This is a genomic window from Marmoricola sp. URHA0025 HA25, from assembly GCF_054059435.1.
The window spans coordinates 3,366,864-3,379,763 of sequence record NZ_JBSSCD010000001.1 but is presented as its reverse complement, the minus strand read 5'-3'; the positions used below and the strand labels follow the sequence as shown (position 1 = coordinate 3,379,763).

Sequence of the window (12,900 nt, the reverse complement as noted above, 5' to 3'; positions counted from 1 at the left end):
TCCACCGGATCGGCACGACGGGTCCGACCCTCTGGGCGTGCTGCGACAACGGACCGACGACCTGCGCGGCAAGAGGCTCGATGCCCGGGTCAAGGGCCTGGCACTGCGGGCGGGGGAGGAGCTGCCGGCCGGCGAGGTCGTGCATCGGCGCTGGAACGTCCTCGCAGGCGGCCTCGACATGCCGGCGATGGTGCTGAAGGCTGCCGAGCTCGACCACAACCTCGCGGTGATGACGGCCTACTGCCGCGAGAACGGTGTCGACCTTGCGCCGCACGGGAAGACCACGATGGCGCCACAGCTCTTCCTTCGCCAGCTGGAGTCGGGGGCGTGGGGGATGACTGCTGCAACTGCTTGGCAGGCTCGGCTGATGCGCGCGTTCGGGGTGCCGCGGATCCTCTTGGCCAACCAGCTCGTGGACCCGGCTGCGATCGCGTGGGTGCTCGCCGAGCTCGAGGACGCGGCAGCCGGGAAGTCGCCGGGTCTCGAGTTCATTTGCTACGTCGACAGCGTCGCCGGGATCGAGATCGCAGAGCGCGTGGTCGCGGAGCGCAGCTCGAGCACCCGGCTCCCCGTCCTGGTCGAGGTGGGGTACGACGGCGGCCGAACCGGCTGCCGCACTGTGGGCGAGGCCATCGCGCTTGCCGAGCGGGCGGCCCGCTCGCCCGGCGTACACCTGCGTGGCGTGAGCGCCTTCGAGGGGTTGATGTCGGCGCCGTCCATGGACCAGAAGATCGATGCGATCCGTCACTACCTCGCCGACGTCAAGGTGGTCGTCGAAGCCGTCGGTACGGCTGGGTGGTGCGACCCGGACCCCGTCATCGTGACCGCAGGAGGCAGCGCGTTCTTCGACCTCGTCGTGGAACATCTTGGTCCCTCGGCGTTCTCGATGCCGGTGCACACCATCCTTCGCAGCGGTTGCTACCTGACCCATGACGAAGAGATGTATGGCCACACGTCACCGCTTGGACAACGTCCCGGGATCGGGTCGGGTCTGCTCCACGCCGCGCTCGAGCTGTGGGCGACGGTGTGGTCGCGGCCGACTCGGGAGTTGGCAGTAGTCGGCTTCGGTAAGCGGGACTGTCCCTACGACTACCGACCGCCGCGGCCCCTGCGCACCCGCCGGCCAGGCTCCGCCACCTGGACTGATGTGCGCGGGGCGTTCGAGGTCTTCGATCTCAACGACCAACACGCGTTCGTCCGCATCCCGGCGAACTCAACCCTCGCTGTCGGCGACCAAGTGGTCTGCGGCATCAGCCACCCGTGCGGGGCGTTCGACAAGTGGCGGTTCATTCCACTGGTCGACGAGGAATACAACGTCACGGACGGGATCTTCACCTTCTTCTGAGCAAGGCGGGACACTGGTCGGGCCCGGCACGTCGTGTCCGGATTACGGCTGCGCAGCAGCGGTCGCTCATCCGCGAGCACGAGGTCCTCACCGTCAAGCGGAGCTATCAGCATGCGGCGAGGCGTCGGCTGGCGCACTGCCGTTCAAAGGCAGCGATCCGCGGACCTCATGGATCATGAGGGCGAGCTGCAAGCGCATGAGGTCAGCATGGTCGGAGAGATCAAGGCCGGTGATCTCGGAGATGCGCCTGAGCCGATAGCTCACGGTGTTGTAGTGGACGTACATCGCTTCGGCGGTGGCCTTGGTCGAGGCGCCCATGGACAGCCACACCTGCAATGTCTTGAGCAATTCGCCCCGGTCGGCCTCGAGGAGCTGGCGGACGGTCATCTCGGCAAATCTCTGGAGCGTCGAGCTCGTGCCGGATTCGAGCAGGAGGCCGTAGATGCCGAGGTCCTGGAGGTCCAGGACATCCGGTGAGGATTCGGTCAGCAGGTGGCTGGCGCGAGTGGTCACTTCGAGTGGCCCCTGGACCTCTGCGAGTGAGGCAAGCGAAGGTCCGATGAGGCACTTCGTGGAGATGTGGACCTGCTCTGCAGCTCTGAGGAGAGTCGGAAGGCTCTTGGGCCGGTTTCCGGCCTTCTCGTCATCGGGGATCAGCACGACGACGGAGTCGCCGACGGCGCCGAGCACTGCAGGCAGATTGATCGCACGGCACGCTCGGGCCAGGGCTGCGACGAGGTGGCCGAGCGCTTCGGCATGCGCCTGCCGAGGCACCGGCACGAACATGCACAGTGCATGGCGCTGTTGGGGTGCGAAGCCCAGCACTGTCGCGCGGGCCATGACGCTGTCGGGATGCATCATCGCCGCCGGAGAGAGCAGGTCCGACAACAGATCAGTGGCAAGGCGAGCCTCAGCCTGGGCCTGCTGGTCGACTCGACTGCATTCAAGGGCGATCAACAGCGCACAGCCCTCGATCACCCAGCGCTCGTCATCGTCGAATGTCTCTTCGTCTGGTCGAGCGGCCCAGAGGTACGCATGGTTGGCGTCTCCACTGGGCGCCGGCACCAAGCTCGCGGTCAGCCACGGCTCCGTGGGGAGGGTCAACAAACCTTCCGACGCGGTGACCAGGTCGTCCACGTCAGAGGCGTCCCCACGGTCGGCGATCGTGATCTGCTCGATCTGCTGGGCAAGCGGTGATCCCTGAGGCGCTGTGGCCAGTGTCGTGCCCTCCTGGTCTCTGATCACGACGGTCGCCGCCAACTCGATGGCGAGAAGCTGTGCCATCGCGTCGAGCCCGGCGCCGCGGAGGAGAAGGTTCATCAGTTCGCGCTGGATCGCGTGGAGGCGGTCGTTGCGCTCCTGCGTCGCGCTGAGTCCAGCATTGACCTGCGACAGCTGCCGATTGGCCTCCGCCTCGTTGTCTCGTCTCTTGGCGGCGTAGAGCGCTGCCGACGCGTGTTCGGCGAGCAGCGTGAGCCCACGCAACAGCGCCGGCGGGTAGGTCCGCGGCACGGTGCTGTACGCGGTGATCGTGCCGATCGCCCGGTCCTGGGCGTCGAACAACGGCACAGATGCGACCGCTCGAAAACCCTCACGCCCAGCGCGTTGAGACCACCGCTTCTGACTGGCCTCCTCAAAGACGTCGGTCGAGAACGCCGGCCGACCAGACAGGATCGCGCGCACAGTCGGCGGGCCCGTCGACGTGGTGCCCTCGTCCAGGCGCATCGGGGCGTCGTTCCACCACGCGATGTACTCGCTGGACAGCCCATGTGAGCCGGTCAGCCTGAGCGTTTCCCCGTCGGGCTGGAGCACGGTGATCGCGCACTGCGAGAAGTCCAGGAGCTCCACCACGTGGCGCGCGATCAACGATTGAACCCGCTCGAGGTCGGCGTCCGAGTTCATCGCACGAATGGTCTCGGCCATAGCGTGCATCCACGCTGTCAGCTCCTCGGAGTGAGGTGCGCCCTCCGCCATTTCCGGCTCCTTCAATAGATATCCACAAGAAGTTGCGGATTCTTTGTGGCACCAAACATGGCACATGCGGGGGTCGCGGACCAAGATCGCCTCGATGGCTGGTTCGAAGGCCGGGAGAGGAGGGGGCCGGTGACCGCGACGCATGCGGCGAAACCATTCGAGGGTCGCACCGCAATCATCACTGGTGCTGCCAGCGGAATTGGCCGAGCGATCACCCTGCGGCTTGCGGACGACGGCGCGCGCGTGCTCCTCATCGATCGAGAGTCCGAGCCGACGCGCCAACTGGCTGCGGAAGTCGACGGTGAGGCGTTGATCGTCGACCTCTCAGTGCCCGACATGCTGGACGATCTCTCGCTGGACGGCGAGATCGTGGTGCATTGCGCGGGACTGCAGTACGTCGCGCCGATCGAGCAGTTTCCAACTGCCCCCAATTCGCCCTCATGCAGCGGGTCATGGTCGAGTCACCCTTCCGCCTGACCCGCATGGTGCTGCCGGCCATGTACGAGCGTGGGTGGGGGCGCATCGTGCACGTCTCGTCGGCCCACGGGCATCGCGGCTCTGCCTACAAGTCCGCGTACGTTGCGGCGAAACACGCCATCGAGGGCCTCTCCAAGGTGATCGCGCTCGAGGGCGCCCCGCATGGCGTGACCAGCAACACCGTGGTGCCGGGATACGTGCGCACGCCCATGGTCGCCGATCAGATCGCAGCCCAGGCCGCGGCCCACGGGATCTCCGAGGATCAGGTCGTGACCGATGTGCTCCTCTCGCGCAGCGCAGTGCGGCGCCTGATCGAACCGGACGAAGTCGCAGCTGCTGTCGCCTACCTCTGCGGACCGGGCTCCGACTCCATCACCGGGTCGTCCCTGGTGCTCGACGGCGGATGGACGGCGGCATGACGAATCGACGTGAGAAGTCGCACCCGGTCCAGAAGTCCGACCACGGGCGCAGCGAACACTCCACGCCACTTGCGGAGGGCGACGCGCACCGGTTCCAACGAGTCGCTGTGGTCGGCGCGGGGTTGATGGGACGCAGGATCGCCGGAACGTTCGCTGCCGCCGGACTCGAGGTGACCCTCACCGATCGTCAAACCAACCTGCTCGAGGACGCCGGCCGTGAAGCCCGGTCGATCCTTGATGAGCGCGGCTCTGCGCACGGCACTGTCGAGGTGAGGAGGACCTTGGCCGAGGCCGTCGACGGTGTCGATCTCGTCACCGAGGCAGTGATCGAAGACCTTGGGGTCAAGAGGCGACTCTTCGCCGACATCACCGCGATCAACCCCAGTGCCATCCTCGCTTCCAACTCCTCGGTGCTGCCGATCTCCTTGATCGCCTCAGACCTGGACGACCGATCTCGGGCGATCGGCACTCACTGGTGGAATCCGCCCGATCTGATCCCGGTCGTCGAAGTCATCCCTGGCGAGCACACCAACCTCGTCACCGTTGCCGACGTCATGGCGCTCATGCGCCGCGTCGGCAAGGAGCCTGTATGGGTGCATCAGGACGTGCCTGGTTTCGTCGGCAACCGGCTACAGCACGCACTGTGGCGTGAGGCGATCGCACTGGTGGCAAACGGGGTCGCCGACGCCAAGACCGTAGACCTCGTCGCGCGCAAGACGATCGGGTTGCGGCTTGCCCAGATGGGTCCGATCGAGAACGCCGACTACATCGGACTCGAGCTGACGCGTGCGATCCACGAGGCGGTCTTCCCGGCCCTCGACAGGTCGACTGCGCCGAGCCCTTTGCTCGATGAGCTGCTCGCGGCCGGCAGACACGGGGCGGCGTCGGGCGGCGGATTCCTGAACTGGCCACCCGGGTCTCGCTCCGCCGCCGGCACGGCACTGGCGGCGCACGTGGGGGCAAGCATCGCTCGGGAGTCCGCCGACAGGCACGGGGACACACCGGTCGAAGCAAGCACGACAAGCACTCGGAGCGAAGGAGACACCTGATGACGTACACCTGGGCCGAGGGTCCGCAAGAGAAGGACCTGCAGTTCTACGACTTGTCCCACCCGTGGGGACACGGCGTTCCGGCCTGGCCGTACTTCGAGGACGTCAAGATCGAACGGCTCCACGGAATGGCGAAGAGCCGGGTGCTGACCCAGAAGATCACGACGGTGATGCATTCGGGCACACACATCGATGCTCCCGGCCACGTGGTCGAGGGCGCCCCGCTCCTCCACGAGATTCCCCTCCGCAACTTCTTCGGGACCGGTGTCGTCCTGGACGTCCCGAAGAACAAGTGGGAGGTCGTCACCGCCGAGGATCTCGAGAAAGCCGCTGCTCAGACGGAGGTTCGCGCAGGTGACTTCGTCATCGTCAACACCGGCTGGCACCGCAGGTACGCCGACTCCGCGGAGTACTACGCGTACTCCCCGGGCTTCTACAAGGAAGCCGGGGACTGGTTCGTGGAACGCAAGGTCAAGGCCGTGGGCTCCGATTGCCAAGCACTCGACCACCCACTGGGAACCGCCATCGGCCCACACGGTCCCGCAGCAGAAGCCGGAGGGCTGCTTCCTTGGGCCTCACGCGAGTACGAGGCAGAAACGGGCCGATCGGTGAGGGAAGACTTTCCCTTCTGGGAGCCCTGCCACAACGCGATCCTGAGCGCCGGCATCTACGGCTTCGAGAACATCGGCGGCGACCTGGACCAGGTGACCGGCCGCCGGATGACGTTCGCCGCCTTCCCCTGGCGTTGGGTCGGCGGGGATGGGTGCATCGTCCGGCTGGTTGCGATCGTCGACCCCACCGGCACCTACCGGATCGAACAAGGTTGACGCGCGTCCTGTTTCGTCGACCGCGCCCAGAACCATGGAGGCCCCATGAAGAACGTCGTCATCACCGTCGCGCCGACCGGCCCGATCGCATCGAAGAGCGACAACCCCCACCTCCCGACACAACCCCACGAGATAGCCGAACACGTCGCCCAGGCGCATGCGCTCGGTGCCTCCGTGGCACACATCCATCTGCGCGATGAGCAGGATCGACCCACCGCCGATCTGGACATCGCCCGCCGCACGATGGACCTCATCCGGGAGCGGTGCCCGATTCACATCCAGCTCTCCACGGGCGTAGGTCTGAGCGTTCCCTTCGAGGAGCGCGAGCAGCTCGTCGAGCTTCGTCCTCGGATGGCGACGCTCAATCCCTGCAGCATGAGCTTCGGTGGCGGTGAGTTCCGCAACCCGCCGCAGGACGTACGCCGGCTCGCAGCGCGGATGCTCGAATTGGGAGTCAAGCCCGAGCTCGAGATCTACGACACCGGGCACATCGACGCGTGTCTCCGGCTTCGCGACGAAGGTCTCTTGGCAGGCCCGCTCCAGTTCAGCATAGTGCTGGGCGTCGTGGGCGGTGCTGCTGCGACGGCGGACAACCTGTTGACGTTGGTGAACCGACTCCCGGACGCCTCGATCTGGCAGATCATCGCCATCGGGCGTTCCAACCTCCAGCTCACCGCCATGGCCCTCAGCCTCGGCGGCAACGCGCGCGCAGGACTGGAGGACACCCTCTATCTGCGCAAGGGCGAACTGGCGAAGGGCAACGAGCCACTGGTCGAACGAACAGTCCGGCTCGCGGACAGTCTCGATCGCGGTATCGCGTCGCCGGACGAGGCGGAAGCCATTCTCGGCCTGACGCCGATCAGGTGAACGCCATCCTGTCAGCCGAGAACCACGACCAGCGGAGGTGAGCACATGGACAAGGTGGCTGCCAGCCCCAGGGCTGCGGTGGCTGACATCGACAACGGCGCCTCCATCGTCGTTGGCGGCTTCGGGTTGTGCGGCATCCCGTCGGTGCTGATCGACGCGCTGCTGGAAACCGACGTGACCGACCTGGAGGCGGTGTCGAACAACTGCGGCGTCGACGACTGGGGGCTGGGCAGACTGCTCAGCGCCGGCCGGATCCGTCGCATGACGTCGTCCTATGTAGGCGAGAACAAGGAGTTCGCCCGCCAGTACCTTGCAGGCGAGCTCGAGGTGGAGCTCGTTCCCCAGGGGAGCCTCGCCGAACGAATGCGTGCAGGGGGATCCGGAGTCGCCGCGTTCTTCACCGCGACCGGAGTGGGCACCCAGGTCGCCGAAGGGGGACTGCCGTGGAGGTACGCAACCGACGGCTCGGTGGAGCTCGCGTCCCCGGCCAAGGAGATCCGCGTGTTCGGGGGCCGCGAGTTCGTGCTGGAGGAGGCGATCGTCGCGGACTTCGGGCTGGTGCGGGCGTGGAAGGGCGACCGGCACGGCAACCTCGTCTATCGCGACTCCGCGCGCAACTTCAACCCGCTGGCGGCGATGTGCGGGCGGGTCACGATCGCCGAGGTCGAGCACCTGGTCGAGCCAGGTGAGATCGACCCGAACAACGTGCACACGCCCGGGGTGTTCGTGCAGCGGGTGGTGGCTTTGAGCCCGGAGCAGGCGGCGGACAAGCGGATCGAGAAGGCAACGGTCCGGGAGCGTCCGCAGGAAGCAGGTGCGTGATGGCCTGGACTCGTGAGCAGATGGCCGCGCGGGCGGCCTCGGAGCTGACCGACGGGTCGTACGTCAACCTCGGGATCGGGCTGCCGACGCTGGTGCCGAACTATGTCGCCGACGACGTCGAGCTGGTGCTGCAGTCGGAGAACGGCATCCTCGGGGTCGGGCCCTACCCGTACGCCGGTGAGGAGGATGCCGACCTGATCAACGCCGGGAAGGAGACGGTGACGATCAGGCGGGGCGCGTCGTTCTTCGACTCGGCCACCTCGTTCGGGATGATCCGTGGTGGCAAGATCGACGCCGCGATCCTCGGCGCGATGCAGGTCTCGGCGACCGGCGACATCGCGAACTGGATGATCCCCGGCAAGATGGTCAAGGGCATGGGCGGGGCGATGGACCTCGTCCACGGCGCGAAGCGGGTGATCGTGCTGATGGAGCACGTCGCCCGCGACGGGTCCTACAAGATCGTCAACGAGTGCTCGCTGCCCTACACCGGCCGCGCCGTGGTCCAGCGGATCATCACCGACCTGTGCGTGATCGACGTCCGACCCGACGGGCTCCATCTCGTCGAGCTCGCCCCGGACATCACCGAGGACGAGGTCCGCGCGAAGACCGAGCCGCGCTTGATGTCCGCATGACCGGCCCGGCGACCGAGGCGGTCTGGTTCCAGGTTGCTGAATACGTCAGACGCACGAGGCGTGGTTCGGCGATCTGCCGGGTTCATGCGAAGACCTTCGGAACGACGACCACCGCGTGCGGCATGCTCGCGGTGAGCATGTTGCGCGAGTGGGAACTGCCCAAGGTCGGCGCCCTGGACGAGGCATGCGCAGAATGCCACCGGATCCTCGCCCGGGCCCGTGGTGCGCGCCGTCACGTCACGTCACGTGCTGACGCGCCAGCCAACTGGCCGCTTCCGGGCGAGCTTCGCGCCTAGGCGTCCACATCGCCGTCGCTGCCGACACTCGGCCACGTCTCTCGATTGCGGCCGAGGCGCGTGCCGCCGACCACGCAGCCGCGGTGAGGCGCGCTCGGACAGCCGTTGTAAATCACCACAACGCATTGGCGGAACCTTGTTGAGACCGCCATGGACTGGCCTCTGGACCGGCTGTGACGATGCTCTCATCGGCCACGGACTCAGGCCGACCGAGAAGGAGGTGGGACCGACCCATGACTGACACACCGCGTCCAGATCGTGCGGTCCCCAACCTCCCATCGCCAGCCGTCGAGGTCCGGGGGATGTCGAAGTCCTTCCCGGGCACGAAGGCGCTCTCGAACGTCGACCTCGACCTGACGACAGGCGAAGTCCACTCGCTGGTGGGCGGCAACGGCTCGGGAAAGTCGACCTTGATCAAGATTCTCTGCGGGATCTACCAGGGCGACGAAGGCGGGACAGTCCGCGTTGGCGACGCCGAGTGCGCGTCGGACCGAACTACGCCTGAGTTTGCGCGTGAGGCCGGGATCCACGCCGTGCATCAGGACCTCGGCGTCTTCCTGGACATGTCGGTGACCGAGAACCTCGCACTGGGTCATGTCTACCCGACCAGGGCCCGCACACAGATCGACTGGAAGTTCCTCCGCGCGCGGGCCGGCGAGCTGATCGAGCGCTTCGAGATCAATGCGCACCCGGGTACGAAGCTCCGTGACCTCGGCCAAGCGGCGCGAACCCAGGTTGCCATTGCGCGCGCACTACAAGCTCAGAACGACGGCGCTCGGGGCCTGCTGATCCTCGATGAACCGACGGCCTCGCTACCCGTGCATGAGGTGGAGCTCTTGCTGGACACGTTGCGCCGGTACGCGTCTCAGGGGCAGTCGATTCTGTACATCAGTCACCGGCTCGACGAAGTCTTGTCGCTGTCCGACCGGATCTCGATCCTGCGAGATGGCCGGCGCATCGAGACCTTCGAGAACCGGGGCATTGATCAGGACGATCTCATCGAGCGGATGATCGGACGCCCGATCGGTGAAGTGCTCCTGCACATGCCGGACGTCACCGACGCTCGGCCGATGCTCGAGGTCCGGGGCTTGACGGCCGGCCCCCTCCAGGACGTCAGCCTCACCGTGGCGCGGGGGGAGGTCCTGGGAATCGCGGGGCTGCTCGGCTCCGGGCGTACGGAAATCCTCCGCGCAGTCTTTGGAGACCTGCGCGTTGACTCTGGTGCCATGACCCTCGGCGGCACGCCGATCAAGCTGTCGAGTCCGGCGGACGCCAAAGCCGCCGGAATCGCGTTCGTTCCCGAGGACCGCGCCGGGGAGGCATCCTTTCCGGACCTGTCCGTCAGCGCCAACATCGCCTCAGCGACGCTGGGCGAGTACTGGTCGTGGAGGCGACCCTGGATTGCGAGTCGCCGGTTGCAGCGCGAGACCACGGCGTTGATGACCGAGTTCAGCGTCAAAGCGGCATCGGATGGGTCGCTGCTCTCCACGCTTTCGGGCGGCAACCAGCAGAAGGTCGTACTAGCCCGGTGGCTGCGACGCAAGCCGCGTCTGCTCCTCCTGGACGAGCCAACGCAGGGAGTCGACGTCGGTGCAAGGGCCGAGATCTACGGCCTCGTCCGTGCCGCGGTACGGGAAGGCGCGTCCGTCATCCTCGTTGCTTCGGACTTCGAGGAACTCGCTCTCGTCACGGATCGCGTGATCGTCATGGCGGAGGGCCGCGTGGTCGGCGAGCTGCGTCCTCCGCACATCTCGGCCGACAGGCTGCTGCAGCTCGCCACTCCGAGTCGATCGAAGGAAGATCATGTCGCGTAGGCCCCAGCGCTCCTTCGGGACGAATGTCTTCAGCGCCCTCGAGCGGGGCGGGCTTCCCGTCTTGCTCCTCCTGGTGTTCGGGTTCTTCGTCGCGAACCCTTCGACAGGGACCGTCTTCACCAGCGACGCCAACGTGAAGAACGTGCTCAGCAACCAGGCCGTCACCGGCCTTGTGGCGCTGGCCATGGTGATCCCACTCGTCGCGGGAAACTTCGACTTGTCCGTGAGCGCAACCACTGGTGTGGCGAACGTCGCCATGGCATCCGCGGTCGGCACACACCAATGGCCGATCGCGCTCGGCATCGTCGTCGTGCTGGTCGTCGGAGCCCTCATCGGATTGGTCAACGGGTTCTTGATCGCCGGCCTCGGACTGAACGCGTTCGTCATCACGCTCGGCGTCTACACGCTTCTCGGGGGTCTCGTTCTGCTGTACACGAACGGCTCGTACATCTCGAAGGGCATCCCCACGTCGTTCGGCGCCTGGGGGTCTCAGACATGGCTGGGCGTCCCTCGCCCGTTCGTCCTGCTCATCTTGGTTGCGCTGGCGGCTTGGTATCTGCTGATGAACACGCCGTTCGGCCGGTACCTGGAGGCAATCGGGTCGAACGAGCGCGCAGCACGGCTCGTCGGGATCAATGTCGATCGCGCCGTCTGGACCAGTTTCGTACTGTCGGGAATCGTCGCGGCCGCTGCTGGTGTGCTCCAGACCTCGCGTGCGGGCAGCGCCAGCGCGGACACGACCAGCGCGTTCCTGCTGCCCGCAATGACCGCGGTGTTCCTGGGCGCGACGACGCTTCGTCCCGGCCAGTACAACATCTGGGGCACGGTCATCGGCGTCTACTTCGTCGCGGTCAGCGTGAACGGCTTCACCCTGCTCGGCGCACAGAGCTGGGTCCAGCCCGTGTTCGACGGCGCCGCGCTGATCATCGCGGTGGGGCTCACCACGTTCATGAAGCGAGCGCGAGACAAGGGCCATGAGGGGCGCGTCTCCGAAGACCGTGCGGCACCTCAGGACGGCTCCGACTCCCCATACGCCGAGACACCGCGTTCGGTCGGCGTCGGGAACTAGATCGATCGGTGCCGGGTGCAGCCGGCGAAAAGGACTCGGGACACATCAAGGAAAGGGATGGAAATGGGTAGGTCACACGGCAACTCGAGCGGAGGGCGTCCGCGCCAGCTCATGGGCGTCGCGCTTCTCCTGGGCTCGGCACTCGCGTTGGGGGCCTGCGGCGCCGGCTCGGGTTCAGATGCGACCGCGGCGCCGGCGGGAGGCAACGTGAGTCCGACGACCACGTACGCGAAGGGCGTCCCGACACTGCAGCAGCTGTACGCCGGCAATGAGGGGACTCCGCCGACATCGGGTCCGAAAGCCAAGGCCGGCGCGAAGGTCATCTGGGTGTCGTGCGGCGGTGAGACACCGGGTTGCGCCAAGCCCGCAGACTACTTTCTCGAGGCTGCCAAGTCGCTGGGCTGGAGCGCCAGCGTCGTCGACGGAAAGCTCAATGTGAACAACGGGTTCTCGAACGCCATCCGAACCGCGATCGCGCAGAAGCCGGCGGCGATCATTGCTCACGGCATCAACTGTGTCGAGGCGAAGTCCGCGCTCGAGGAAGCGAAGGCCGCAGGCATTCCGCTGATCGAGGCGTCGTCCGTCGACTGCCCCGGCGGCTCGCTCTACAGCCAGAAGGAGATCTTCTCCGAAAGTGCTCGGGACACCACGCAGTTCTACGAGGAGTTCGCCACCAAGCAGGCTGACTACGTGATCGATCAGACGCAGGGCAAGGCGAAGGTGATCCTGCTGGAGTTCCAGGGCCCGTGGGGCAAGTCCATGGGCGACGCATGGCGGCGTGAGTTCGCCAAGTGCAAGGGATGCCAGATCGTCGACACGATCAAGTTCGAGGGCAATCAACTCGCGCCCAACGGCCCGGTCAACCAGCAGTTCACCACCGACCTTGTGAAGTACCCGCAGGCGAACGCGGCGGTCCTTGCATTCGACACGCTCGCCACCTACACCGGACTGCCGAAGGCGGTGGTAGACGCGGGCCGCGCCAAGGACCTGCTGATGGTCGGAGGCGAGGGCTTCGCGGCTGCCACGGAGCTGATCAGGTCTGGTCAGGGCCTCTCGGCCGATGGTGGAGCATATGACAACCGCTGGGCCTCCTGGGCGATCGCCGATGAGACGAATCGTCTCCTCAACGGCGCGCCGGCTGTCCCGGAAGGGATCGGCTTCACGGTGATCGACAAGGATCACAACATGCCGCCATCGGGGTCTGACTACTTCAGCAACGTCGACTATCGCGGCGCGTACACGAAGGTGTGGACTGGCGAGTAGACGGCGGCATCGCCGGATCGGCGGTGGACGGATCGTGGACGTCCAC

13 protein-coding genes are annotated in these 12,900 nt (G+C 66.4%); 12 read left to right on the top strand and 1 reads right to left on the bottom strand.

Features of this window, described 5'->3' with window-relative positions; translation table 11 throughout:
* Positions 1–37: 37 nt before the first annotated feature.
* Entirely contained in the window at positions 38–1,345 is a 1,308-nt protein-coding gene (locus ACVW00_RS16665) for an alanine racemase (RefSeq protein WP_457112016.1), read from the top strand.
* Positions 1,346–1,438: 93 nt separating this feature from the next.
* Here ACVW00_RS16665 and ACVW00_RS16660 read toward each other — a convergent pair whose 3' ends face one another.
* Positions 1,439–3,268, bottom strand: coding sequence for a helix-turn-helix domain-containing protein (locus ACVW00_RS16660; RefSeq protein WP_457112015.1), 1,830 nt, complete (start codon positions 3,266–3,268; stop codon positions 1,439–1,441).
* 180 nt (positions 3,269–3,448) lie between these two features.
* On the opposite strand from ACVW00_RS16660, the gene ACVW00_RS16655 reads away from it, so the two are divergent.
* The 11 genes from ACVW00_RS16655 to ACVW00_RS16605 all read left to right on the top strand — a co-directional run bounded on the left by ACVW00_RS16655 (position 3,449) and on the right by ACVW00_RS16605 (position 12,854).
* Positions 3,449–3,796 (top strand): SDR family NAD(P)-dependent oxidoreductase, encoded by a 348-nt coding sequence (locus tag ACVW00_RS16655; RefSeq protein ID WP_457112014.1) that lies wholly within the window; start codon positions 3,449–3,451, stop codon positions 3,794–3,796.
* Positions 3,797–3,801: 5 nt separating this feature from the next.
* Positions 3,802–4,215, top strand: a complete 414-nt coding sequence (locus tag ACVW00_RS16650; RefSeq protein ID WP_457112013.1) for an SDR family oxidoreductase — start codon at positions 3,802–3,804, stop codon at positions 4,213–4,215.
* The gene (locus ACVW00_RS16645) at positions 4,200–5,264 is read left to right on the top strand and encodes a 3-hydroxyacyl-CoA dehydrogenase family protein (protein ID WP_457112012.1); all 1,065 of its coding nucleotides are present in this window, start codon (positions 4,200–4,202) and stop codon (positions 5,262–5,264) included. Before ACVW00_RS16650 ends, ACVW00_RS16645 begins: the two co-directional genes overlap by 16 nt.
* The gene (locus ACVW00_RS16640) at positions 5,264–6,091 is read left to right on the top strand and encodes a cyclase family protein (RefSeq protein ID WP_457112011.1); all 828 of its coding nucleotides are present in this window, start codon (positions 5,264–5,266) and stop codon (positions 6,089–6,091) included. Before ACVW00_RS16645 ends, ACVW00_RS16640 begins: the two co-directional genes overlap by 1 nt.
* Positions 6,092–6,136: 45 nt before the next feature.
* Entirely contained in the window at positions 6,137–6,958 is an 822-nt protein-coding gene (locus tag ACVW00_RS16635; RefSeq protein ID WP_457112010.1) for a 3-keto-5-aminohexanoate cleavage protein, read from the top strand.
* A gap of 45 nt (positions 6,959–7,003) precedes the next feature.
* Positions 7,004–7,780: a CoA transferase subunit A gene (locus tag ACVW00_RS16630; RefSeq protein WP_457112009.1), complete on the top strand. Its 777-nt coding sequence runs from the start codon at positions 7,004–7,006 to the stop codon at positions 7,778–7,780.
* A complete protein-coding gene (locus ACVW00_RS16625; protein ID WP_457112008.1) occupies positions 7,780–8,412 on the top strand; it encodes a CoA transferase subunit B in 633 nt (210 codons plus the stop codon). Before ACVW00_RS16630 ends, ACVW00_RS16625 begins: the two co-directional genes overlap by 1 nt.
* Complete coding sequence (locus tag ACVW00_RS16620; RefSeq protein ID WP_457112007.1) at positions 8,409–8,708, top strand: hypothetical protein; 300 nt, start codon at positions 8,409–8,411, stop codon at positions 8,706–8,708. Before ACVW00_RS16625 ends, ACVW00_RS16620 begins: the two co-directional genes overlap by 4 nt.
* Before the next feature lie 302 nt (positions 8,709–9,010).
* Entirely contained in the window at positions 9,011–10,522 is a 1,512-nt protein-coding gene (locus ACVW00_RS16615) for a sugar ABC transporter ATP-binding protein (RefSeq protein ID WP_457112006.1), read from the top strand.
* A gap of 133 nt (positions 10,523–10,655) precedes the next feature.
* Positions 10,656–11,591, top strand: coding sequence for an ABC transporter permease (locus ACVW00_RS16610; RefSeq protein ID WP_457112005.1), 936 nt, complete (start codon positions 10,656–10,658; stop codon positions 11,589–11,591).
* A gap of 111 nt (positions 11,592–11,702) precedes the next feature.
* Complete coding sequence (locus ACVW00_RS16605) at positions 11,703–12,854, top strand: sugar ABC transporter substrate-binding protein (RefSeq protein ID WP_457112004.1); 1,152 nt, start codon at positions 11,703–11,705, stop codon at positions 12,852–12,854.
* Positions 12,855–12,900: the final 46 nt, after the last annotated feature.